Annotated in this window: 18 protein-coding genes; 12 read left to right on the top strand and 6 right to left on the bottom strand. The window is 60.6% G+C overall.

Translation table 11 applies throughout. The features are described from left to right. Positions 1-91: 91 nt before the first annotated feature. Positions 92-3847: a DUF3971 domain-containing protein gene (locus RLW55_RS19595; protein WP_423415137.1), complete on the top strand. Its 3756-nt coding sequence runs from the start codon at positions 92-94 to the stop codon at positions 3845-3847. A gap of 9 nt (positions 3848-3856) precedes the next feature. On the opposite strand, the gene tyrS is transcribed toward RLW55_RS19595, so the two are convergent. Continuing rightward, positions 3857-5113: a tyrosine--tRNA ligase gene (gene tyrS, locus RLW55_RS19590; RefSeq protein WP_423415136.1), complete on the bottom strand. Its 1257-nt coding sequence runs from the start codon at positions 5111-5113 to the stop codon at positions 3857-3859. Positions 5114-5247: 134 nt separating this feature from the next. Here tyrS and RLW55_RS19585 point away from each other — a divergent pair, with 134 nt between their 5' ends. After that, positions 5248-6387, top strand: coding sequence for an anhydro-N-acetylmuramic acid kinase (locus RLW55_RS19585; protein ID WP_423415135.1), 1140 nt, complete (start codon positions 5248-5250; stop codon positions 6385-6387). Between the two features lie 16 nt (positions 6388-6403). Here RLW55_RS19585 and RLW55_RS19580 read toward each other — a convergent pair whose 3' ends face one another. Continuing rightward, positions 6404-7186: an alpha/beta hydrolase gene (locus RLW55_RS19580; RefSeq protein WP_423415134.1), complete on the bottom strand. Its 783-nt coding sequence runs from the start codon at positions 7184-7186 to the stop codon at positions 6404-6406. A gap of 304 nt (positions 7187-7490) precedes the next feature. Here RLW55_RS19580 and RLW55_RS19575 point away from each other — a divergent pair, with 304 nt between their 5' ends. The 9 genes from RLW55_RS19575 (at position 7491) to RLW55_RS19535 (ending at position 15707) form a co-directional block, all read left to right on the top strand. Continuing rightward, positions 7491-9068 (top strand): aminotransferase class V-fold PLP-dependent enzyme, encoded by a 1578-nt coding sequence (locus RLW55_RS19575; RefSeq protein ID WP_423415133.1) that lies wholly within the window; start codon positions 7491-7493, stop codon positions 9066-9068. A 54-nt stretch (positions 9069-9122) separates the two neighbouring features. Further along, complete coding sequence (gene sufB / locus RLW55_RS19570; protein WP_423415132.1) at positions 9123-10592, top strand: Fe-S cluster assembly protein SufB; 1470 nt, start codon at positions 9123-9125, stop codon at positions 10590-10592. Continuing rightward, positions 10589-10894 (top strand): hypothetical protein, encoded by a 306-nt coding sequence (locus RLW55_RS19565; protein ID WP_423415131.1) that lies wholly within the window; start codon positions 10589-10591, stop codon positions 10892-10894. The genes sufB and RLW55_RS19565 overlap by 4 nt, the downstream gene beginning before the upstream one ends. A 10-nt stretch (positions 10895-10904) precedes the next feature. Then, positions 10905-11660, top strand: coding sequence for a Fe-S cluster assembly ATPase SufC (gene sufC, locus RLW55_RS19560; protein ID WP_423415130.1), 756 nt, complete (start codon positions 10905-10907; stop codon positions 11658-11660). Between the two features lies 1 nt (position 11661). After that, positions 11662-12999, top strand: coding sequence for a Fe-S cluster assembly protein SufD (sufD, locus tag RLW55_RS19555; protein ID WP_423415129.1), 1338 nt, complete (start codon positions 11662-11664; stop codon positions 12997-12999). Positions 13000-13029: 30 nt separating this feature from the next. Beyond that, complete coding sequence (locus RLW55_RS19550) at positions 13030-14313, top strand: cysteine desulfurase (protein WP_423415128.1); 1284 nt, start codon at positions 13030-13032, stop codon at positions 14311-14313. A gap of 12 nt (positions 14314-14325) precedes the next feature. After that, positions 14326-14808, top strand: a complete 483-nt coding sequence (locus RLW55_RS19545) for an SUF system Fe-S cluster assembly protein (protein WP_409562601.1) — start codon at positions 14326-14328, stop codon at positions 14806-14808. A gap of 98 nt (positions 14809-14906) precedes the next feature. Continuing rightward, complete coding sequence (locus RLW55_RS19540; protein WP_041300732.1) at positions 14907-15260, top strand: HesB/IscA family protein; 354 nt, start codon at positions 14907-14909, stop codon at positions 15258-15260. Between the two features lie 33 nt (positions 15261-15293). After that, positions 15294-15707 (top strand): TfoX/Sxy family protein, encoded by a 414-nt coding sequence (locus RLW55_RS19535; RefSeq protein ID WP_423415127.1) that lies wholly within the window; start codon positions 15294-15296, stop codon positions 15705-15707. Between the two features lie 152 nt (positions 15708-15859). Here RLW55_RS19535 and RLW55_RS19530 read toward each other — a convergent pair whose 3' ends face one another. Continuing rightward, positions 15860-17482 carry a DEAD/DEAH box helicase gene (locus RLW55_RS19530; RefSeq protein WP_423415126.1) on the bottom strand — a complete coding sequence of 541 codons (1623 nt, stop codon included), beginning with the start codon at positions 17480-17482 and terminating at the stop codon, positions 15860-15862. Between the two features lie 301 nt (positions 17483-17783). Then, on the bottom strand, positions 17784-18455 hold the full coding sequence (locus RLW55_RS19525; protein ID WP_013946741.1) for an aquaporin: 672 nt from the start codon (positions 18453-18455) through the stop codon (positions 17784-17786). Between the two features lie 366 nt (positions 18456-18821). Here RLW55_RS19525 and RLW55_RS19520 point away from each other — a divergent pair, with 366 nt between their 5' ends. Beyond that, a complete protein-coding gene (locus RLW55_RS19520) occupies positions 18822-20225 on the top strand; it encodes a fatty acid desaturase family protein (protein WP_423415125.1) in 1404 nt (467 codons plus the stop codon). Positions 20226-20303: 78 nt separating this feature from the next. Here the strand turns inward: RLW55_RS19520 and parE are convergent, their stop codons facing one another. Next, positions 20304-22310: a DNA topoisomerase IV subunit B gene (parE, locus tag RLW55_RS19515; RefSeq protein WP_013946743.1), complete on the bottom strand. Its 2007-nt coding sequence runs from the start codon at positions 22308-22310 to the stop codon at positions 20304-20306. Positions 22311-22481: 171 nt separating this feature from the next. After that, positions 22482-23333 (bottom strand): pantoate--beta-alanine ligase, encoded by an 852-nt coding sequence (panC, locus tag RLW55_RS19510; protein WP_423415124.1) that lies wholly within the window; start codon positions 23331-23333, stop codon positions 22482-22484. Positions 23334-23409 lie beyond the last annotated feature (76 nt).

The raw sequence follows: 23409 nt of genomic DNA, 5'->3' as shown, positions 1-23409 counted from the left end.
ACCTTCTATTGAAAGCATTTTCTGTTCGTTCCGAGCTACAGTACGGGTGACCGGCCCGCAACTGGCCGGTTGGGGGTTTTGAGGAGCGGAGTTGACGAGACCGGTAACCGGCGGGCGCGCTGCTGTTCGGCGCGGCGCTGACCAAAACGCGCAGCAAAACGCTACGCAACGCCTGTCGGCCATCCCGCAGCGCGAGGTCTCGGCCTCGCCGCCGCCCATGCCGCGGAAAGACACTGCGATGGCGAAGGGCGCCAAGCATTTCTTTCGTGGGTGCCGCGTCATGTTCTATCTCGTGATGCCGCTTACGCTGCTCGCGGCGATCGCTATTGGTGTCTTGTATGTGCGCTTGCGGCATGGCCCGATCGCGTTCGATTTCGTCGTCGCTCCGATTGAGCAGGGCATCAACGCTGAACTCGTTACCAGCTCGGTGAAGATCGATGGCGCGGAGCTGCGGCTCGGGCCGACGGGAGAACTCGAATTCCGTCTGCGGGATGTCAGCGTGCTCGAAAAGGGCGGCGATGTAGTGCTGTCGTCGCCGCTCGCGGCCGTGAATATCTCGATGGGGGCGCTGATGCGGGGCCGCATCGTGCCGGCCCGCATCGAGTTGATCGATCCGATTATTGCGCTCGCCTATTCGGAGCAATCCGGGTTTGTGTTCGAGCGAGCCATTCCCAAACCGATGCCGCTGCATCCCGGAACTGACGCGGGAGTGCAGCCAGCGACGGGCGAGGCACCTGCCGCGGTCTCGGCCACAACGATTGTGCCGCAGCACGGCGCGAAGGGTACGAAAGTCAATCTCGCGAAAATGCTGACCGAATCTTCGCGGCGGGCGCGGCAACGTCTCGATGCGACGTCTTACTTGACGGAATTCGGCATCTCGAACGCCACCGTCGTCGTCGATTACGAAGGACAACGCAGTTCCTGGCGGATCGACGAGGCCAGTGTCGATTTCGATCATGCGGCCAGGCGCAGCGTGATTTCGGGGCGCGCCACCGTCGCGTCTGCGCGCGGGCCGTGGTCGCTCTCGTTCCTGACGGACGAAAGCGAACAGACGGGCCGGCTCGAGGTCAAAGCGACCGTGCGCGGTCTGGTGCCGTCGACGCTGGCGTCTGCGGCGCCACCTCTCGCACTTCTGGGCAACTTTGAATTTCCGGTTTCGGGCGATGCGACCGTAGATCTTTCGACGGTCGGCAATATCGAAGCCGCGGACCTTTCTGTCGAAGTCGGCAAGGGCCGGGCGCGGCTGCCCTATATGGTTCAGCCGATGGACGTTACGGCCGGTATCTTCAAGCTTGCCTATGACGGCAAGCAGAAGCGCTGGGAACTGAAGCCGAGCCCGGTCAAATGGGCCGACGGCACGATCATGTTCACAGGCAACATGGCGGATGTCGCCAAGAGCGGGGAACCGCCGACATGGCAGTTCAATCTCGACGGCAAGAATGGTGTCTTTGAAGCGCCGGAGTTCAAGGTCCCCCCCGTCACCATCGACAAGTGGAACGCGACCGGTACGATCGTTCCGCGGCGCGGTTCCGTCGATCTAAGCGAATTCCAACTCGCGGGCGGCGGCGGCGAGGCGACGGTCAAAGCGAAGATGCAAGCTGGGCCACAGGGCCAGAGCATGTCGGCAGAGTTCCATGTTTCGCCGATGCCGCTCAACACGCTCAAGGCGCTATGGCCGCGGGCGGTGGCGACGGGGCCGCGGGAGTGGTTCGGCGAGAATGTGAAGTCCGTCGATTTCAAAGGCGGGACGCTGAAGTTTTCGAACGGTGACGTCGGTGGCATCGAGCCCGGCACTGTCCAGACCGCAACGGAACGGGCCAATGCCGATTTCGAGGCGGAGAACGTTGTCCTTACGACGTTGCCGGGTATCCCGCCTATCGCGGCTCCCAAGGCTTCGATCCATCTGGAAAACAATATCCTGTCGGTTGCCGTCCCAGAAGGAACACTGACACTGCCGGACGGGAAGCAGGTGCCGCTCAAAGATGGAAGCATGACGACGGACAATATTCTGTCGCCGCGGCCGAACGGCGAGATCGCGCTCACAGCGACCGGTGATCTCGGTCCCTTCATCGAAGCGCTTGAGCAGCTTCCGATCAAAGCCGTTCGCGATGCTTCACCGTTGCCGAAAGCCGGCGAAGGCAAGGTCAATGCGCAGTTCCTGATTAAAATGCCATTCTATGACGGCGTCAGCGGCGACGACATGGCCATTACCGGCAAGGCGCGCATTACGGATGGGCGTTTCGGCAAGGTTGCCGGGCGCTTCGACGTGCAGAACTTTTCGCTCGACCTCAATCTCACGGCAACATCGCTCGATGCGAAGGGCGATCTTCTGGTCAATGGTGTTCCGGCAAAAGTCGTGGGACAGCGGCTGCTCGGTCCGGATGCCGGTGACCAGCCACCGCTCAAGATCGTCGCCAAGCTTGACGAGGCGGACCGGACGCAGCTCGGGCTCGACGTCAACAACATGGTGCACGGCGTCGTCCCCGTCGAGGTGACGTACCAGAAGGGCGATCGGCCGGAGCCTGCAATCAAGGTGCATGCGGATCTGACCGGCGCCGAGATGACGCTCGACAAGCTTCAGTGGCGCAAGGCGCCCGGCCGGACGGCGTCGCTCGATATGGATGTCGTGAAGACGCCTGACGGCGACACGGAGCTGCAGAATTTCAAGGTGCTGAGCGACAACATCGCGGCCGACGGCAAGGTCGTGTTCGGCCCCGATAACAAAATCAAGGAATTCGAGTTTCCCGATCTCAACCTCAACGTCATTTCGAAACTCGATATCAACGGGGCGCGCAGCAAGGACGACTTCTGGACGGTCAACATCAACGGCTCGAATTACGACGGCCGAAATTTCTTCAAATCGCTCTTCAGCGTCGGGGACGGTCCGGATCGCACGGCAAAGGCTGCTTCGGGCGGCTCGCATGCTTCGATCACGCTGACCAACGTCATTGGCAGTTCGGACGTGTCGCTGCGCAATCTCAAGTTGGAAGCCGAAATGCGGAACGGCAACCTGTCGAGCCTGGACGCCCGGGGAACGCTCGATGGCGGGGGCAATTTCGTTGCGGCACTTGATAAAAGCACGGGCTCGCGACATCTGATCGTGACGTCGAGCGATGCCGGGCAGGTGATGAAGCTCGTCAACTTCTATCCGAACATGCAGGGCGGGCGGATGCGTCTCGACGTGGCGCTTGACGGTTCGGGACCGGCGGAAAAGACCGGCCTTCTCGTCGTCGATAATTTCAGGATTTTGGGCGATCCAGTCATTACGGAACTAGCAAGCAGCGCCGACAGCGGCCGCCCTGCGATCGGCAGCAATGATCACGTTGTTCGCGAAGTGTTCGATTTCAATAGAATGCGCGCGCCGTTTTCTGTCGGCTACGGACAATTCGTGTTGCAGGAAGCCTATCTGAAAGGGCCGCTGCTCGGCGCGACGCTGCGCGGCAAGGTCGATTTCCGGACGAAGCGGGTTAGCATCGGCGGCACGTATATTCCGCTGCAAGGCATCAACGGTGCGCTCGGCGACATTCCGGTGATCGGACAGATCCTGTCAGGCACGCAGGGTGAAGGTGTTCTTGGCATGACCTTCGCGGTGCAAGGGCAAACGAATGCCCCGCAAGTCATCGTCAACCCGTTCTCGCTGGTTGCGCCGGGCATCTTCCGCGACATCTTCCAGATGACGTCGATGGACCCGACCATCCAGGTTCGCGATGCCGCCAAGCGGCAGGTTCCGGTCGTGTCACCCAGCCCATCTTCCGAGACGAAGAAATCAAAGTCGAAGGCCAAGAAAAAAGCGCCGAAGGCCGAGGCGCAGGTCGATGGTTGGTCATCGACGACGACCAGCCACTAGACCAGTCCTTTAGACCGGTCGCAGCAAAATGTGTTTCTTCTTGCCGAGCGACAGCTTGATAAAGCCTGATGCACTCGCATCGGCTGGGGTGAGGCTGGCTTTGTCGCTTGTGACGGCTACATCGTTGACCTTCAGGCCGCCGCCGTGAATCTGCCGGCGCGCTTCGCTGTTCGACGAAACGAGCCCGGCTTTCACGAACGCCACCAGAATGCCGATGCCGGCATCGAGTTCGCTTCGCGGGATTTCGATGGTCGGCAGATCGGACGCGAGCGTGCCCTGCTCAAAGGTCTTGCGCGCGGTCTCAGCGGCAGCTTCGGCTTTGTCGCGACCGTGCAACAGCGCGGTGGCTTCGGTCGCCAGCACCTTCTTTGCTTCGTTGATCTCGGAGCCCGACAGTTTTTCGAGCCTGGCAATTTCATCGAGCGGCAGGAACGTGAAGAGCTTCAGGAAGCGGGCAACGTCGGCGTCCTCGGTGTTGCGCCAGAACTGCCAGTAGTCGTAAGCGGAAAGCTGCGCCTCGTTGAGCCAGATGGCGCCCGCAGCGGTCTTGCCCATTTTGGCGCCCGACGCCGTCGTCAGCAGCGGGCAGGTCAGCGCATAAAGTTGATCCTTCACGCCCATGCGGCGGCCAAGGTCGATGCCGGTGACGATGTTGCCCCACTGATCCGAACCGCCCATTTGCAGATTGCAGCCATAGCGACGGTTCAGCTCGACGAAGTCATAGGCCTGAAGCAGCATGTAGTTGAACTCGATGAACGACAGCTCCTGTTCGCGTTCGAGGCGGAGTTTCGCCGAGTCCATCGTCAGCATGCGGTTGACCGAGAAGTGTCGGCCGACATCGCGCAGGAAGTCGATGTAGTTGAGTGGCGCGAGCCATTCGGCGTTGTCGACCATCATGGCGTCGGAGCCCTGATCCCCGAACTTCAGGAACTTCTCGAAAACCTGCTTGATGCCGTTCTTGTTGGTTTCGATCTCATCGATGGTGCGCATCTGGCGCGTTTCGTCCTTGCCGGATGGATCGCCGACGCGGGTCGTGCCGCCACCCATCAGGGCGATGGGCTTGCCGCCGAGCTTTTGCAACCAGGTCAGCATCATGATCGAGATCAGCGAGCCGACATGGAGAGACGGCGCCGTGCAATCGTATCCGACGTAAGCAACAATACGGCCATCGGCCGAGAGCTTGTCCAGGCCCTCGATATCGGAGCACTGGTGGAAAAATCCGCGCTCGGTCATAGTCTTAAGAAATTCGGAATTCGGTATCGTCATTGCAATTCAGGCTTTCACTTCAGTCGTCGCGGGCTATGTTTTGAGCTGTGCCGCTTTTTAGTATGCGGCGCGGCCGCTTTCTATTTGCGGCTGCGCCACTTGATGATTTGCGGCCTGCGCCGCGGGGCGGCACCATGCACGGGAAGGTCGCGATGAGCAAGTTGATGAGAGCGGTGGGGCTGATGAGCGGAACATCGCTCGACGGCATCGATGTGGCGTTGATCGATACGGACGGGGAAGATCACGTAATCCGCGGTCCGGCGATGACGTTTCCCTATGACGATGACATGCGCCGCGTGCTGGTCAACGCCATAGCGGATGCGCGGGATCTGCATGTCCGCGATGCGCGACCGTATTCTTTGGCGGATGCGGAACGGGCGCTGACCGAAGCCCACGGCATTGCGGTCGCGCAGTTTTTCAAGGAGGCTGGCATCGAACGCACGTCGGTCGACGTGATCGGCTTTCATGGCCAGACGGTGCTGCACAGGCCGGAGATTGGCCTGACGGTGCAACTCGGGCTTGGCGATCTGCTGGCGAACTTTACGCGCTGTCCGGTCGTCTATGATTTGCGTGCGGCCGATGTCGATGCGGGCGGAGAGGGTGCGCCGCTCGTTCCGGCCTATCACCGGGCGTTGACGGCAAAGCTGCCGCAGCGGCCAGTCGCGATCGTCAATATCGGGGGCGTCGCGAACCTGACGTGGATCGGGCGCGACGGCTCTCTGCTGGCTTTCGATACTGGACCCGGCAATGCGTTGATCAATGATTGGATGTTGCGCAAGACTGGCGCCTATCTCGATTCCGGCGGCGTTACTGCGGGGCAGGGGCAGGTCGACGAAGATGCGATCATTTCCTTGCTGAGCGACGGGTATTTCGCCGAGACGCCGCCGAAGTCGCTTGATCGCAATGCCTTTGCGCTCGATGCCGTCCAGCACTTGAGCATCGAAGACGGAGCAGCGACGTTGACAGCTTTCACTGCGCGCTCGATTGCGAAGGCGCGGGAGCACATGCCGAGCGAACCGGAGTTGTGGGTCGTTGCAGGCGGTGGCCGGCGCAACAAGACCATTATGGGGATGCTGGCGGAGCAGGTGCATCATGCCGTCGTTCCGGCGGAAGCAATCGGCCTTGACGGCGATAGCCTCGAAGCGGAGGCGTGGGCCTATCTGGCTGTTCGTTCGACGCTCGGACTGCCGATCACGTTTCCGGGCACGACGGGCGTTCCAGAACCAATGAGCGGCGGGCTCAGGGCTGATCCCACCGCTCACGTCATTCACTAGGCTACATAAGACGGCGTTATTCGTCGTCGCTTTCTTCGTCGCCGCTTGCGCCGGCAGCGGGTGCGCTCTGGGATTCGAGCCGTTCAAGTTCGCGCTGGCGCTGACGTTCGCGCTCACGCTCACGCTCGCGTTCCTTGTTGCGCTCGCGATCGAGTTCGAACTGAACCATGCGCTCGTCGAGATAGCTGCCGACGATGTTGCCGAGTTCTTCCGTCTTGTTCTCAAAGAAGTGGTTGGCGCCGGGCACGACCTCGTGCGTGATCTTGATGCCCTTCTGCACTTTCACCTTCGCTGCCATTTCGGCGACCGAAGCGGTCGGGACGACGCGGTCCATATCGCCGTTGATAATGAGGCCCGACGAGGGGCACGGCGCGAGGAACGAGAAGTCATACAGGTTCGACGGCGGCGCGACGCAGATGAAGCCGTCGACTTCCGGGCGGCGCATCAGGAGCTGCATCGCGATCCAGGTGCCGAACGACACGCCGGCGATCCAGCAGGTCTTGGCGTCGGGCTTGACGAGCTGCAGCCAGTCGAGCGCGGAGGCTGCGTCGGCGAGTTCGCCGGGGCCGCCGTCCCAAACGCCCTGGCTGCGGCCAACGCCGCGGAAGTTGAAGCGAAGCACGGAAAAGCCCCGCGCTGCGAACGTGTGGTAGAGATTGTAGACCACCTGGTTGTTCATCGTGCCCCCGAACTGTGGGTGGGGGTGCAGGATGAGCGCGATCGGGCTATCCGCGTTGCTCTCGTGGTGGTAGCGGGCCTCAAGGCGTCCGCCTGGGCCATTTATTATGAGTTCGGGCATTCGTTACTCGGTCTCGCTCGTGTGAAATTGGGCTGCATTCGGAGGCTGGATGCCGCCGCCAGGATGACCTGCGGCGTTTTGGCGTTCAAATCCTTGTGGCTCGAATTCTCAATCCTTGACTCCAGCGCTCAGGATTTCCATAACCTTAGAACCGTTCGAAATGTAGGGGCTGGCGTTCAAAAACGCAGGGCCCTTCCGATAGGGCGGGTCTCTTAGCACAGTCCGGGGTGCCGGATGCAAGCTAAGGATGCGTGGTGAAGGATTCCGCCGCCGCTTGGGGCGACGATAGTCCGGGGATTGATACGTGGAATTAACGACCAAAGGCCGTTATGCGGTCATGGCCATGGCTGACCTTGCCGGGCATGCCGATGAAGGTGCGACACCGCTGTCGGTCGTGGCTGAGCGCCAGAGCCTGCCTCTTTCCTATCTTGAACAGCTTTTTGTGCCGTTGCGCCGCGCTGGGCTAGTTGAGAGCGCCCGCGGGCGCTCTGGCGGCTATCGCCTCGCCAAGCCTGCAAATGAGATTTCCGTCGCCGATGTGATGGACGCGGTCGAGGAAGACACGCGTTTCACCCGCTGCTCGCATAACGATCCGCGCTGCTCGGTTGCGACGCCGTGCGTGACGCATGGGCTGTGGAGTGCGCTGAGCGACGCGACGGGGAAGTTTTTGAGTTCGGTCAAACTTGCTGACGTCGTAGCAGGCGGCCGAATGTCAGCGCGTCCGGTTGCCAGCCGCGGATTGGCGTTTGCACGCGCGGACGGTCCGCGAACCTATCTCGACTACAACGCGACGGCGCCGCTTCTGCCGGAGGCTAAGGCCGCTATGATCGAGGCGCTCGATGTTGCCGGCAATCCGTCGTCGGTGCACGCGGAAGGCCGTCGTGCACGCGCTGTCATCGAAGCGGCGCGCGAGAGCGTAGCGCGTTTGGTCGGCGCGAAGTCGTCCGAGATCGTGTTTACGAGCGGTGCGAGCGAAGCCAACACCTGGGCGCTGTCACAGCCCTGGGCGACGATTTTGACGAGCGGCATCGAGCACGATTCGGTGCTTGCGCCTGCGCGGGCTTCAAACGCCGAGCTTGTGATGCTGCCGATCGGCACGGATGGCAGGCTCAAAGTCGAGGACATCGCTGCGCTGCTCGCGTCGCGCAGTTTCGCCGGCCCGGCCGTCATTGCCGTTCAGATGGCCAACAACGAAACCGGCGTCGTCCAGCCGGTCGCCGAGATTGCCGAACTCGCCCGGGCACACGGTATCAAAATGCACGTCGACGCGGTACAGGCTGCGGGCCGGATGCCGATTAATTTCGCCGCGCTCGATGTCGATACGCTGGCGATTTCCGCACACAAATTTGGTGGCCCGAAAGGGGTTGGCGCACTCGTCAATCGTGACCATGTGGACCTTGTGCCTCTTATCAGGGGCGGCGGGCAGGAACGTCGCCGTCGCGCTGGGACCGAGAACGTTGCGGCGATTGCAGGCTTTGGCGCAGCTGCCGAAGTTGCGCTTCGCAGTCTGGCTTCGATCGATGCGGTCGGCGCGTTGCGAGACAAGCTCGAAGCCGAACTGAAGCGGGTTAGCCCGAATGTGGTCATCGTCGGTGAAGGTGCACTGCGTCTCGCCAATACGACAGCGGTGGCGCTTCCCGGAAAGCTCGCGGAAACGCTCGTTATTCGGCTCGATCTTGCAGGCATTGCGGTAAGTGCGGGGTCGGCGTGCTCATCGGGCAAAGTCGGCGCGAGCCATGTTCTGGAGGCGATGGGATTGGGGCCGGACATCGCGGCAGGCACGATCCGCGTCAGCCTCGGCCCGACGACGACTGAAGATGATATTGCGGCGTTTCTAGCCGCCTGGAAGGCAATCGCGGGCACACCGGCGCTCGCTGCGTAAAGATCAGATTTCAAGTGCCGTCGCGAGGCGGTGCGTAAATAGAGAGACGAAGAAATGGCTGCTGTTCAGGAGACGATCGATCAAGTTCGCAAGATCGATGTCGACCAGTACAAGTATGGTTTCGAGACGCTGATCGATAGCATCACGGCGCCGAAAGGGCTCGATGAATCGACGGTTCGCTTCATCTCAGCCAAGAAGGGCGAGCCGGAGTGGCTGTTGAACTGGAGGCTCGAAGCGTTCACGCGATGGAAGGCGATGACGGAGCCGACGTGGGCGAAGGTCCATTATCCGAAGATCGACTTTCAGGACCTCTATTATTATTCCGCGCCGAAATCGACAGAGGGCCCGAAGAGCCTTGCCGAGGTCGATCCGGAATTGCTGGAGACTTACAAGAAGCTCGGCATTCCGCTGAAAGAGCAGGAAGTGCTGGCTGGCGTGCAGGGTTCGCGCGTTGCGGTCGACGCCGTGTTCGACAGCGTGTCGGTCGTCACGACGTTCAAGGATGAACTGAAGAAAGCTGGCGTGATCTTCTGCTCGATCTCGGAAGCGGTGCGCGAGCATCCCGAGTTGGTGAAGAAGTATCTGGGCTCGGTCGTGCCGCAGTCGGACAATTTCTATGCAGCGCTCAACTCGGCGGTGTTCTCCGATGGCTCGTTCGTCTACGTGCCGCCGGGCGTTCGCTGCCCGATGGAGCTTTCGACGTACTTCCGCATCAATGCGAAGCAGACGGGTCAGTTCGAGCGCACGCTGATCATCGCCGACAAGGGCGCTTACGTCTCTTATCTGGAAGGCTGCACGGCGCCGATGCGTGATGAGCATCAGCTGCACGCAGCGGTCGTCGAACTGGTCGCGCTCGATGAAGCCGAGATAAAGTATTCGACGGTCCAGAACTGGTATCCGGGCGACGCGCAGGGCAAGGGCGGCGTCTACAATTTCGTGACGAAGCGCGGCGATTGCCGCGGGCATCACTCGAAGATTTCGTGGACGCAGGTTGAGACGGGTTCCGCGATCACGTGGAAATATCCGAGCTGCATTCTGCGCGGCGACTATTCACGCGGCGAATTTTATTCGATTGCGGTGTCGAACGGCTATCAGCAGGTCGACAGCGGCACGAAGATGATCCATCTCGGTAAGAACTCGTCGAGTCGGATCATCTCGAAGGGCATTGCGGCGGGCTATTCGCAGAATACCTATCGCGGGCTGGTGTCGGCGCATCGCAAAGCGACGAACGTTCGGAACTTCACGAACTGCGACTCTCTGCTGATCGGCGACAAGTGCGGGGCGCATACGGTCCCGTACATCGAAGCGAAGAATTCTAGCGCGCACTTCGAGCACGAAGCGACGACGTCGAAGATTTCGGACGACATGCTGTTCTATTGCCGGCAGCGCGGACTTTCGTCGGAAGAGGCCATAGCGCTCGTCGTCAACGGTTTTGTGCGCGACGTGCTGCAGCAATTGCCGATGGAGTTTATGGCTGAGAGCCAGAAGTTGATCGGCATTTCGCTGGAAGGAAGCGTTGGGTGAAAGAGTGCTTTCAAGGGGAACCTGCTGATTGGTTCTACGACCAAATCACGCAAACAGTCGCCGGCTGGAAAACGCTGGGAATATCGGCAGTTCGGAACGGAAACGGTCTCGTGATTTCCAATTCGACTCATTCGGTGCTCGTAGCGTTTGTCTTGCCGTCGCCGGAAAGCCAATTCGAACCCGAGGTCAAGGTCGCCAGCGAAACTATTTTAGCGGCTAGAAACAGCCCCACGGCCATGAATAAATTGCGTTCGGTCGTCGATCAAACGCGCAATAAATTGCATGAAATATTCGAAATTTGAGTGGTGAAAGATGCTTGAAATCAAAAATCTGCACGTGAAGCTCGCGGATGAGGATCGTGAGATCCTCAAGGGGCTTTCGCTGACCGTACCGAAGGGCGAAGTGCACGCCATCATGGGGCCGAACGGCTCCGGCAAGTCGACGCTCGCATATGTGCTTGCGGGGCGCGACGGCTACGAGGTCACTGACGGCGACATTCTGTGGAATGGGGAGTCGATCATCGACATGGAGCCGGACGAGCGCGCTGCGAAGGGCGTGTTCCTGGCGTTCCAGTATCCGATGGAAATTCCGGGCGTCGCGGGATTGACGTTCCTGCGGACGGCTCTCAACGCGGTACGCAAGAAGCGCGGCGAGGCCGAACTGACGACGCCGGCGTTTTTAAAACTCGTCAAAGAGAAGGGCCAGAAGCTCAACATCGACGTCGATATGTTGAAGCGCCCTGTCAACGTGGGCTTCTCAGGCGGCGAGAAGAAGCGCTCGGAAATCCTGCAGATGGCGCTGTTGGAGCCGACGCTGTGCGTGCTCGATGAAACCGATTCCGGTCTCGATATCGATGCGCTGCGCATCGTCTCTGAGGGCGTCAACGCGCTGCGCGACAAGGACCGCGCGTTCGTCGTCATTACGCACTATCAGCGGCTGTTGAACTATATCGTGCCGGATAAGGTGCACGTCCTTGCCGATGGCCGCATCCAGAAGACGGGCGGTAAAGAGCTGGCGCTCGAACTCGAGAAGTCCGGCTACGCGGAATACACGCACAAGGCGGCTTAATATGAACGTTGCAGTGATGAAGACGAAGGCCGAACAGGCCATTTCGGAAAGCTTCGAGGCTGCGGCCGGAAAGCTGCCGGGAACCGATGTCGTGCGTGAGCGGCGCGCGCAAGCGATCGGGGCTTTCAGTGGCCTTGGCCTGCCTCATCGGCGCATCGAGGAATGGAAATACACCGATCTTCGCGCCAACGTGAAAGACATCTTTCCCGCTGCGCCCGACGACGTAACGCCGTTGACGATCGCGGAATTGATCGTGGCGCTCGGGCCGTTGGCCCACGTCGATGCGCATCGGATCGTTTTCGTGAATGGTCACCATCGAGCAGGGCTTAGCGATTTTGCCGACGCGGCGGGCATCGAGGTTGCGGCGCTTGGCGAGTTGTTGGCAACGGCGACGGAAGACGTGAGTGCGGCTCTCGTTTCCACTCCGGAGGGCGGCGATGCGATTGAAACGCTCAATACGGCCTTCATGACCGACGGCGCCGTCGTGCGCGTGACGGAAGGCGCGTCAGTCGCAAAGCCACTGATGATCGTTTTCGTTCGAGCAGGTGCCGAGGCTTCCTCAGTTGCCGTGCGCAATTTCGTGACGGTTGAAGCCGGTGCGTCGGCGAGCGTGATCGAAGCGCACGTCGTTCTGCCGGGCGCGGCGCAGGACGTGCAGCTCAATGCGCTGACGGATGTTGTCCTTGGCAAAGGCGCGACGCTGCATCATGCAAAGGTCGCGGTCGACGAAGGCAAGGCTCTGCATCTGTCGAATTGCGATGTGACGCTCGACGCCGATGCAACCTATCGCAGCTTCCAGTTTTCGGCTGGGCTCGGCCTGGCGCGCAACGGCCTCAACGTCATTTTCGAAGGTGAGGGCGGCAAGATCGATCTTTCCGGCGCCTATCTCGCGCGGCGGGCGGAGCATATCGATACGACGCTTGTCGTCGATCATGCGGTGCCGCGCTGCGAGAGCCGCGAACTATTCAAAGGCGTGCTGGAAGATCACGGCCGTGGCGTGTTCCAAGGCAAGATCATTGTTCGCCCTGATGCGCAGAAGACTGACGGTAAGCAGATGTCGCAAGCGCTGATGCTGTCGGAAGATGCCGAATTCGATTCGAAGCCTGAGCTCGAGATTTACGCCGACGACGTCGTCTGCGGCCACGGCACGACGGCGGCGGAACTCGATCCCGATCTTCTCTTTTATTGCCGTTCGCGCGGCATTCCGGAGAAAGAGGCGCGGGCGCTGATGATCGAATCCTTTATTGGTGAAGCTATCGAGAAGGTTGAAAACGAGCAGCTTCGAGGCGCGCTAGCGGCTTACGCTACGCAGTGGCTCGGGCGCTCGGCGGGCCGATAGTTTAGGGCCGAAAGTCTGGGCGGATAACATATGGGACATGAAACCAGCATTGCCGCTTCCCGAAGCGCCGCGTCGCAGGCGGGGCTCACCGGCGCGCCTTACGATGTCGAGCGCATTCGGGCGGATTTTCCGATCCTGTTTCGGGAAGTGAACGACAAGCCTCTCGTCTATCTCGACAATGGAGCGTCGGCGCAGAAGCCGCTGTCCGTCATCGAGGCGATGGATCATGCCTATCGCTACGAATATGCCAACGTGCACCGCGGGCTGCATTTCCTCTCGAATACGGCGACCGACAAATACGAAGCCGCGCGTGAGACGGTGCGCCGGTTTCTCAACGCCGAGCATGCGGACGAGATTATCTTTACGCGCAATGCGACGAGCGCGATCAATCTCGTGTCGCGGTCATTCGGTGAGCCCAGAATCGGGCAGGGCGACGAGATCGTCATCACGATCATGGAGCATCACGCCAACATCGTGCCGTGGCACTTCCTGCGCGCGCGCAACGGTGCTGTGCTGAAATGGGCGCCGATGACGGATCGCGGCGAGCTGATAATCGACAAGCTCGAGGCGCTTATTACGCCGCGCACGAAGCTTGTTGCCGTGACGCATATGTCGAACGTGCTCGGCACGATCAATCCGGTGAAGGAGATCATTCGTATCGCGCACGCCAAGGGCGTGCCGGTGCTGATCGACGGCAGCCAGGCGGCTGTGCACATGGGTGTCGACGTGCGCGATCTCGATGCGGATTTCTACGTCTTCACGGGGCACAAGACCTATGGCCCGTCGGGGATCGGCGTCCTGTATGGAAAGCGCCAGTTGTTGCAGTCCATGCCGCCGTACGAAGGTGGCGGCGATATGATCGAAAGTGTAACGCTCGATAACGTCACCTATAACGAACCGCCGCACCGGTTCGAGGCCGGCACGCCGATGATCGTCGAAGCGATTGGGCTGGCGGCAGCGCTGAATTACATGATGCAGATCGGGCGCGAGAAAATCGCGCGCTACGAAGCCGAGCTTGGCGCTTACGCTGCTGAGCGGCTGGCGGAGCTGCCGTGGCTCAAACTTTACGGCACGGCGCCGGGCAAAGGCGCGATCTTCTCGTTCACGATGGATGGGCTGCACCCGCACGACGTGTCGACCATCATCGACCGTTCGGGTGTGGCAATCCGGGCGGGGCATCACTGCGCGCAGCCCTTGATGGAGCGCCTGGGAGTGACTGCAACTTGCCGCGCGTCCTTCGCGTTGTACAACACAAAAGCCGAGGCTGATGCGCTGGTTACCGCGCTCACCAAGGCGCATGATCTTTTCGCGTAAAGGAGCTTCCGAATGGATGGGAAGCAAATCGAAGACCGCGAGGCGTTGAAGACGGCGGTCGAGGCGCTCGATGCGCCGCCGACGTCGCCGCCGGACGGTGGCGTTGCGCCGGATCCGGTAGCTGGTGTCGTATCGGCGGATGGGGCCCCCAAGGGTGGCGGCAATGCATCGGCACTGCCGCCGGAAGAGATCGAGCGGCTGACGAACGACATCGTCGCCGCGCTCAAGACGGTTTACGATCCGGAAATTCCGGCTGACATTTACGAGCTGGGCTTGATCTACAAGGTCGAGGTCGACGACGACCGCAACGTCGTGGTCAACATGACGTTGACGGCGCCGGGCTGTCCGGTCGCAGGCGAAATGCCGATCTGGGTTGAAAACGCCGTGAATGCCGTGCCGGGCGTCGCTGGAACGAGGGTCAATATCGTGTTCGATCCGCCCTGGGATCAAAGCCGGATGTCGGACGAAGCGCGGCTTGCGGTTGGAATGTTCTGACGTGGGTATCGTTTTGGACGGCGAATACCCATATACTTGCAGTGAAGCAACGACCTACGGAGGCCAGCGTGCCCTCGCTTAGAATGATGCCAAAAGTCATGACCTTGACCGACACCGCCGCGGCGCGCGTTTCTGCTCTGCTCGCGCAGAAGCCGGGCGTCAAGGCGTTGAAGATCGGGATCAAGAAGGGCGGCTGCGCGGGCATGGAATACACCATGACCTGGGCTGAAGAGATCGGGAAGTTCGACGAGGTCATCGAAGACAAAGGCGCGGTCGTGCTCATCGATCCGGCAGCGATCATGTATCTGATCGGCACGGAGATGGACTACAAGACCGACAAGCTGTCGTCGCAGTTCGTCTTCAACAATCCGAACCAGAAGAGCGCTTGTGGTTGCGGCGAGAGCGTCAACCTCGAACCAGCTACGCCAGAAGGGTTCGCACCGGTCGGCTGACACAAGCCGCGGGCACGTGTTTGGGACCCTGGCATGTCCTCCCCGAATGATGATCTGCTTCAAATCCTGAAAGATGCTCTGGAACGCGAAGGTTTCGTACGCGGTGGGCGCATGTTCGGGGGCGTCGGTGTTTATTTCGACGGCACGTTCTTCGCCATCATCACTGGCGGCACGATCTATTTGAAGACCTCTGAAGGAATGCGAGCGCGGTTCGAGGCGGAGCGCTCGCAGCCGTTCTCCTACCAGACCAAAAGCGGAAGGACGCAGCTTACGTCTTATTGGCGGCTGCCGGAGCGCCTGCTCGACGACGTCGATGGATTGAGGGATTGGGCGCGTGCATCCGTTGATGCCGCGCGTGAGTTCGCTGCTAGCAAACAGCGGAAGCCGACAACCGCAAAGCCCAAAGCAGCGCGAAAGACAAAATCGGCCGCCCGATCATCCCGTTGAACGTCATCCTCGGCACAAAGCCGAGGATTGTTTTTCTGCTGAGGATTCTGGCCGGTAGATCCTCGGGACGAGGCCGAGGATGACTGGCGAGGAAGCAAGCCAGTGGCTGGTCCCCTCGCTCTGTGGCCTCTCAAAGGGAGAGGTAAGATCAATCAGCCGCGGCCCGGGACCTTTATTGGGCGGGCGGGCTTGCGCATGAACGCCGGCATGTTTTCAGCGAAGCCGAGGCGCTCGCCACCCTTCTGCGGAGGCGGAGCCTTGCTCCGCGGCTGCTCTTGCGCCGCTTGCCGCTTCTCGGGCGCACGCTCGGCGCGACGCGGCGCTTTCGGCTCATCTGTCCAGGCATCGACCGTCGGCTGCTCGTTGCGATGAGCTGAGCGCTGAGGATGTTCGCGGCGCGGCTGCGCATGCTGACGGCTTGGCGACGGCGGTTGCTCTCCGCGCCCATGAGCACGCGGGGCTTCGCTGTCGCGCGACGGTGCATGGCTTCTCGGCTGCTTGTCCGCCGCTGGCTTCTGCTCGCGGCGGCCGTGCTCAGAACCACGGTGCGGCTTGGCCGATTTCTCGCGGCCGCCTGAGGCTTGGCCGCGTCCACCGCGACCGCGGCGGCGCTTTCCGGCACCGGCGATGTCTTCCTCCGATGGAGGTTCGCCAAGCCAGACGGCCGTTTCACCCGTGATCTTTTCGATGTCTTTCACAAATTTCAAATCATCCGGACTGACGAGGGAAATGGAATGTCCTTCGTGTCCGGCACGGCCGGTGCGGCCGATGCGATGCACGTAGTCATCGGCTGCCCATGGCAGATCGAAGTTGAAGACGTGCGAGACCTCCGGAATATCGAGACCGCGCGCCGCAACGTCGGACGCTGCCAGCAGCATGATCTCGCCGTTGCGGAACTTGTCGAGCGTCTCCATGCGGCTCGTCTGGTCCATGTCGCCATGAAGTGCGCCAGCGTTGAAGCCGTGCTTGGTCAGCGATTTATGGAGCACCGCGACATCGCGCTTGCGGTTGCAGAAGATGATCGCGTTCTTGACGTTACCGTCGCGGATCATATCGCGCAGGACTTCGCGTTTGGCCCAGTCTTCGCCGTTCTGGCAATAGACGAACCGCTGCGTGATCGTCTTTGCCGTTGTTGCCGGCTTGGCGACTTCGATGCGTTCGGGATTGTTCAGGAACTGATTTACGAGGCGCGTGATCTCGGGCGGCATGGTCGCCGAGAAGAAGAGCGTCTGGCGGCGCGGCGGCAGCAGCTTGCAGATCTTCTCGATGTCGGGAATGAAGCCCATGTCGAGCATGCGATCGGCTTCGTCGATGACGAGAATTTCGACGCCCATCAGCATGACGCGGCCGCGGCCGAAATGGTCGAGCAACCGGCCGGGTGTGGCGATGAGAACGTCAACGCCGCGGTCGAGCTTCTTCACCTGGTCGTCCATCGAGACGCCGCCGATCAGCAGTGCGAGCGACAGCTTGTGATTGACGCCGTATTTCTCGAAGCTCTGCGCGACCTGGGCGGCGAGCTCTCGTGTCGGCGCGAGGATCAATGAGCGGGGCATTCGCGCGCGTGCGCGGCCCGTTTCGAGGCGTGTGATCATCGGTAGGGTGAAGGAGGCGGTCTTGCCGGTGCCCGTCTGAGCAATGCCGAGAACGTCTCGGCCGGTAACTGCGACGGGAATAGCAGCGGCTTGAATCGGGGTTGGCGCGACGTAACCCGCAGCCGCGATGGCGGCTTGAACCTTGGGCGAGAGCCCTAGGTCAGCGAACGTCTTGGTTTCCAAAAGCAGGTATCTCCATCTGCACAGGATCTGGCTGTCCGGCGCGAGGGCGTCAGACGGTCTTTGAAGAGAGCGCAGGGGGGACGGGTGCCGAAAGGACCTAAGCCGAAATAGGAGTGCGGATCAAAAAAGCATTAAAAAATGCGCAAATCGATCCCCTGCGCTCCGGCACGATCGCGTGCTCGCATACATCTCGGCAAATCGCAAGGAAAACCCACTAGTTTTGAGCCCGTAAGCCGCGGGCTTGTGTCACAGGCAGCTCTAGGGCCGCCAAAAGCGGCCCTAGAAAACCTAAACTCCAAGTTTAGTCTTCAAGCAGCCAACGGCCGAACAGGCCGCCGATGATGCCGCCGAGGATCGGCGCGACGAAAAACACCCAGACCTGCGACAGCGGCTCGCCACCGGCATAGATCGCCGGGCCGAAGCTGCGGGCCGGGTTAACCGAGGTGTTGGAAATCGGGATCGACATGATGTGGATTGCAGTCAGGGCGAGGCCGATAGCGATGGGCGCCATCATTGAGGGGTGGTTCGCCCGCGTGACGCCCATGATGACGACAAGGAAAAATGCAGTCAGGACCGTTTCCAGGATGAAAACCTCACCCAGGGTCGCTTTCAGCATCGAGAGGTCACCGTAGCCGTTGGCGGCGAACGTGGGGCTCGTATGGCCGACGAGGGAGAAGATTCCGCAGGCGGCACAAGCGCCGACAAGCTGGGCGATGATGTAGAGAATGGCGGGACCGAACTCGAAGCGGCCGCCGGCTACCAAGCCTAGAGTGACAGCGGGATTATAGTGCCCACCGGAGACGTGGCCGATCGCGAAGGCCGTCACCATGACGGTAATGCCGATACAAAACGCGACGCCAAGTATGCCCGCCGCGCCGGACGGTGCTCCAAACGAATAGAACGCCGATCCAAGAATGGACGACATCAGCATAAATGTGCCGAATGTCTCGGCAGCCAAGGCTCTTATATTCATAATATTTCCCCCCCGGCGCCGTATTCTGAGGTCGCTCAGATTCTGCCGCCGTACGTTGGCATGATGAATGCGAATCAGCATTCGAAACAGGGGCATCCGTGCAACATGGTCGGCATTGCGGCGAGCGCTTTTTTGCCGTGCCTGTTGAAAAAATCTTAACGAACCTCCACAAGCTCCGAGGAGCTTATTTGTCGTATCAACGAAATTGCCTTTTTAGCGGATATTTAGTGCCGTAGATATCGGCGAGGCGGCGCCTGTCACGGTCTGGGTATAGGGGCGGTGTTAAGAGCGCTCTGTTGCGTGGCGTTTCGCGTGTGCCATTTTGAACGCGAGAACCGTCTCGCGACCTCGCAAGGATGTCGAGCAATGACAATCGATGCTGGTTCTGCGGTTGGCGGTGTGGCCGCACGCGAAACCCCGGCGGTAACCGCAGAAGCCCGGCCACGCGGCATTCGTCGTGGCGATGTCATACGCGAATTGAAGAAGCGGGATAATTATACGAATTTCGCACACATCGGGTTTGTCTACCTGGTGATTGCCACCGCGATTGGCTTGACGATCTGGAGCTATAGCGCCGTCGCGGCTGCCGGTCTTGGCTGGTGGTGGAACATCCCGATGACGCTGCTGTGCATTGCGACGGTCGGCGCCTCGCAGCATCAATTCGGCGGCGTCATTCACGAGGGCACGCACTTCACGCTCTTCGAAAACAAATTCATGAATGAAGCCGTGTCCGATTGGCTGGGCGGCTTTCCGATTTACACATCGACGTTCCAGTATCGGTTGCACCACTTAGCGCATCATCAGTTCATCAACGATCCGCTGCGCGATCCCGATTGGGCGCAGTTGAATGAGAGCGGCCACGATCTTGATTTTCCGATCACGCACGTCGACATGCTGAAAGAGCTGGCGAAGCAGCTCTGGCTGCCGAACCTCTTCCGCTACATGATCGTGCGTGCGCGTTACAGCGCGCTCGGGACGGACAATAATCCGTACATGGACCGGGAGCGAAAGGGCGAACGGCTGCCGACGCTGGCCGGTGTCATCTATGCCGTTACGGCGCCGATTGCGGCTATCACACTCATCAAGATGGGCCACGGTCCATGGGCCTTTGCGGCGCTCGGCGTGATGACGGCGGCTGTCGTCGCGTATTTCTATTTTCTCGATGAAAACAAGCTGCCGCACGCGCACGTCGAGACGGTGATTTCGCATCGGGCGACCAACATCAGCCGCATCATTTACATGGCGATCGTCTACACGGCTTTGACAGCAGTCGAAGTGGCAGGCTGGGGACCGGCTTGGAGCTATTACGGCCTGCTGTGGATCTTGCCGCTATTCACCGCTTTCCCGTTGTTCATGATTATGCGGCAGTGGGTGCAGCACGGAAATGCCGATCGCGGGCGCTATACGAACACGCGCGTGTTCCTGGTCAATCCGTTCATTCGCTATGCGGTGTTTCCGTTCGGCATGGACTATCACTTGCCGCACCACATCTACGCGTCGGTTCCGCATTACAAGCTCAAGGACCTGCACGAGCTGTTGCTGGATGATCCGAAGTATCGCGCGGAGGGCATCGTCGTCGAAGGGTACTTCAACTCGCCTCATGGTGAGACCCCGGAGCGCAATCCGACAGTGATTGAGGTTCTGGGCGAGAAGTATGCGCCGAAGCCGGATGGCGAAGTTTACGTCGATACGGATACGCTCGAATACGCCAAGGTCAGCAATGCGGCGGCCATCCAGCGCGAGAACGAAGCCTCGTCGCGCGGGGAGTAATCGGTGAATTTTGTCATCCTCGGAGTTTGTCCCGAGGATGGCAAATGGAATGCTTTCAGGTTGAGCCGAGCGAAGGCCTTAAATATCTAGGTCCTTCGCGAAGGCAGCGTTCTCCTGAATGAAACGGAAGCGCGCTTCAGGCTTCGAACCCATCAGAGCGTTGACCACTTCTGACAGGCCGTCGCGCGCGGCTTCATCGATGGCGACGCGGAGAAGCGTGCGGCGCTTCTTGTCCATCGTCGTCTCTTTGAGGTCTTTGAAGTCCATCTCGCCGAGGCCTTTGAAGCGTGTGACCTTCGGTTTCTTGTTCTTGAAATGCGTCGCGAGCAGCTCGTCGCGGTGCGCCTCGTTGCGGGCGTAGGCAACGTCGCTCTTGTCGGAGATCTTGTAGAGCGGCGGCACCGCCAGGAAGAGGTGGCCGTTTTCGACCAGTTCCGGCATTTCCTGATAGAAGAACGTGATCAGCAGCGAGGCAATGTGCGCGCCGTCGACGTCGGCGTCGGTCATGACGATTACGCGCTCGTAGCGCAGGTCGTCGTCGCGATACTTGGTGCCGGTGCCCACGCCGAGCGCCTGGATCAAATCGGCTAGAAGCTGGTTCTGCGACAGCTTCGCCGACGAGGCGTTGGCGACGTTCAGGATCTTGCCGCGCAAAGGCAGCACTGCCTGGGTTTCGCGGTCGCGGGCGCTCTTGGCGCTGCCGCCGGCCGAGTCGCCCTCGACGATGAAGATTTCGGTGCCGGCGGCCTGCTGGATCGAACAGTCGGCAAGTTTGCCGGGAAGGCGCAGCTTGCGCGTTGCCGATTGGCGGCCGACCTCTTTTTCGCGGCGACGCTTCAGGCGTTCTTCGGACTGGTCGATCGTCCATTCGAGCAGTTTCGTTGCCTGCTGCGGAGAGTCTGCCAGCCAATGATCGAAGGCGTCGCGCACAGCGGTTTCGACGATCTTCGTCGCCTCGACGGTCGCGAGCTTGTCTTTGGTCTGGCCCTGGAATTCCGGCTCTCGAATGAAGACGGACAGCATCGAAGCGGCCGTTCCCATCACGTCTTCGGACGTGATCTGCTGGGCTTTCTTTACGCCGACGAGTTCGCCATAGGCGCGGAGCGCCTTATAGAGCGCTTGGCGCAGGCCGTTTTCGTGCGTGCCGCCTTCTGGCGTCGGGATCGTGTTGCAGTAGGACGATGAGAAACCGTCTTCGTCGGAGATCCAGGCGACGGCCCATTCAACTGAACCGTGGCCTTCGTCCTTCTCGACGCGACCTGAAAAGATTTCCTTGGTGACGCGGGTGCGGCCGTCGATCGATGACGTGAGATAGTCGCTCAAGCCGCCGGGGAAGTGGAAAGTCGCTTCGGCGGGCGTGTCGTCTTTGATGAGCTCCGGTGCACACTTCCAGCGGATTTCGACGCCGCCAAACAGGTAGGCCTTCGAGCGGGCCATTTTCATCAGGCGCGCAGGCTTGAACGCAGCGCCTTTGCCGAAGATTTTCTCGTCTGGCTTGAAGCGCGTTTTCGTGCCGCGCCGGTTCATGATGGACCCGAGCTTTTCGAGCTTGGTCTGCGGCTCGCCGCGCGAGAACACCATGCGATAAAGCTGCTGGTCGCGTGCGACCTGAACCTCGAGCGTTTCGGACAGCGCGTTGACGACCGACACGCCGACGCCGTGCAGACCGCCTGAGGTGTTATAGGCCTTGGAATCGAATTTGCCGCCCGCGTGCAGAACGGTCATCACAACTTCGAGCGCGCTCTTATTCTTGTACTTGGGATGCGGGCCGATCGGAATACCGCGGCCATTGTCGGTGACCGTCAGAAAGCCGTCTGCCGAAAGCTCGACCTCGATCCAGGTGGCGTGGCCCGCAACGGCCTCGTCCATGGAGTTGTCGATGACCTCGGCGAAAAGGTGATGCATGGCCTTTTCGTCGGTGCCGCCGATGTACATGCCGGGGCGACGGCGCACGGGTTCGAGGCCTTCGAGGACCTCGATGTGCTCTTCGCTGTAGGCGCTTTCGACAGGCTTGCGGGCACGCGACGATTTCTCAGTCATTTCGCTTTCGAATTCCGGAAAAAGGTCAGTTTGCGATCGGCTCATTAGCGGCCCCCAATCGTGCCATGGCATAACCACGCATTCGGAAAGAAGCGGCGGGGACGCCTGACAGCTGGGCCGCTGAAGCGAATCTCAGAGAGCTTCTTATAGCCCGAGCCGGGCCGGGGCTACCATGGCGTTTCGGTTCTGTGTCGGTCCGGCAACTCGCGGGCTGGATCAGGCTGCGACGTTATCGATCAGCCGGGTTTGGCCCAGCCAGCAGGCGGCGAGAACGCGCATCGGCCGCCCACTTGCGGTTGATGCCGGTTCGAGTGTTTCGGCATCCCGGACCTCGATATAGTCGATTTTCGTGAAGCCTGCCGCGGTGACTTTGCGTTTGGCATCAGCCACGCCCGCCGGAATGTCGGCACCGTTGGCGACATCTTTGGCAAGTGCGGAAATTGCTGCGTAAAGAGCCGGCGCGATCTTGCGTTCGGCTTCCGAGAGATAGGCATTGCGCGAAGAAAGCGCCAGTCCGTCGGCGTCGCGTTTCGTCGGTGAGCCGATCAATTTCAGCGGCATGTTCAGGTCGCGGACCATCTGGCGCAGCACGGCAAGCTGCTGAAAATCCTTTTCGCCGAAAACTGCGATGTCGGGCGTCACCTGATTGAAAAGCTTGGCGCACACGGTTGCGACGCCATCGAAATGACCGGGACGAAATGCGCCCTCCAGGTCCTTGGCAGCGCTCCCGGCGCGGACGCCTGTGGAAAAACCGTCTGGGTACATCTCTTCAACACCAGGTGACCAGACGAGGTCGGCGTCGGCAGCAGCGAGCTTGGCGAGGTCGCCCGCTTCATCGCGCGGGTAACGCGACAGGTCTTCGTTGGCGGCGAACTGCGTGGGGTTGACGAAAATCGAGACGACGGCCTTGTCGGCTTTCTTTTTCGCCAGTTTCACCAGGGAAATATGCCCGGCGTGGAGAGCGCCCATCGTCGGTACAAGGCCAACCGTCTGGTCGCGGCCGCGCCATTTGGCGACCGCCTTTCTGAGGTCGTGGACGGTGCGGACGATCTTGATTTTATCGGACACAGGCGAAGCCCCCCGAGCTTAAATTTCGGCCAGAGGTGCCGGGAATAGAGGCGAACCGTCAAGGGGACACGGTGGG

The sequence above is a fragment of the Hyphomicrobium sp. B1 genome (assembly GCF_049532635.1).
Classification (GTDB): domain Bacteria; phylum Pseudomonadota; class Alphaproteobacteria; order Rhizobiales; family Hyphomicrobiaceae; genus Hyphomicrobium_B.
Note: the sequence above shows the minus strand (reverse complement) of the source record. Positions and strands in the feature narration are given on the sequence as shown.

Coding starts and splice junctions, on each gene's coding strand:
- RLW55_RS19545 (WP_409562601.1), top strand. CDS start 14,326: ATGGATGGGAAGCAAATCGAAGACCGCGAGGCGTTGAAGACGGCGGTC.
- tyrS (WP_423415136.1), bottom strand. CDS start 5,113: ATGACGATACCGAATTCCGAATTTCTTAAGACTATGACCGAGCGCGGA.
- parE (WP_013946743.1), bottom strand. CDS start 22,310: ATGAGCCGATCGCAAACTGACCTTTTTCCGGAATTCGAAAGCGAAATG.
- RLW55_RS19585 (WP_423415135.1), top strand. CDS start 5,248: ATGCACGGGAAGGTCGCGATGAGCAAGTTGATGAGAGCGGTGGGGCTG.
- sufC (WP_423415130.1), top strand. CDS start 10,905: ATGCTTGAAATCAAAAATCTGCACGTGAAGCTCGCGGATGAGGATCGT.
- RLW55_RS19580 (WP_423415134.1), bottom strand. CDS start 7,186: ATGCCCGAACTCATAATAAATGGCCCAGGCGGACGCCTTGAGGCCCGC.
- RLW55_RS19525 (WP_013946741.1), bottom strand. CDS start 18,455: ATGAATATAAGAGCCTTGGCTGCCGAGACATTCGGCACATTTATGCTG.
- sufB (WP_423415132.1), top strand. CDS start 9,123: ATGGCTGCTGTTCAGGAGACGATCGATCAAGTTCGCAAGATCGATGTC.
- RLW55_RS19550 (WP_423415128.1), top strand. CDS start 13,030: ATGGGACATGAAACCAGCATTGCCGCTTCCCGAAGCGCCGCGTCGCAG.
- RLW55_RS19540 (WP_041300732.1), top strand. CDS start 14,907: ATGACCTTGACCGACACCGCCGCGGCGCGCGTTTCTGCTCTGCTCGCG.
- RLW55_RS19535 (WP_423415127.1), top strand. CDS start 15,294: ATGTCCTCCCCGAATGATGATCTGCTTCAAATCCTGAAAGATGCTCTG.
- RLW55_RS19520 (WP_423415125.1), top strand. CDS start 18,822: ATGACAATCGATGCTGGTTCTGCGGTTGGCGGTGTGGCCGCACGCGAA.
- sufD (WP_423415129.1), top strand. CDS start 11,662: ATGAACGTTGCAGTGATGAAGACGAAGGCCGAACAGGCCATTTCGGAA.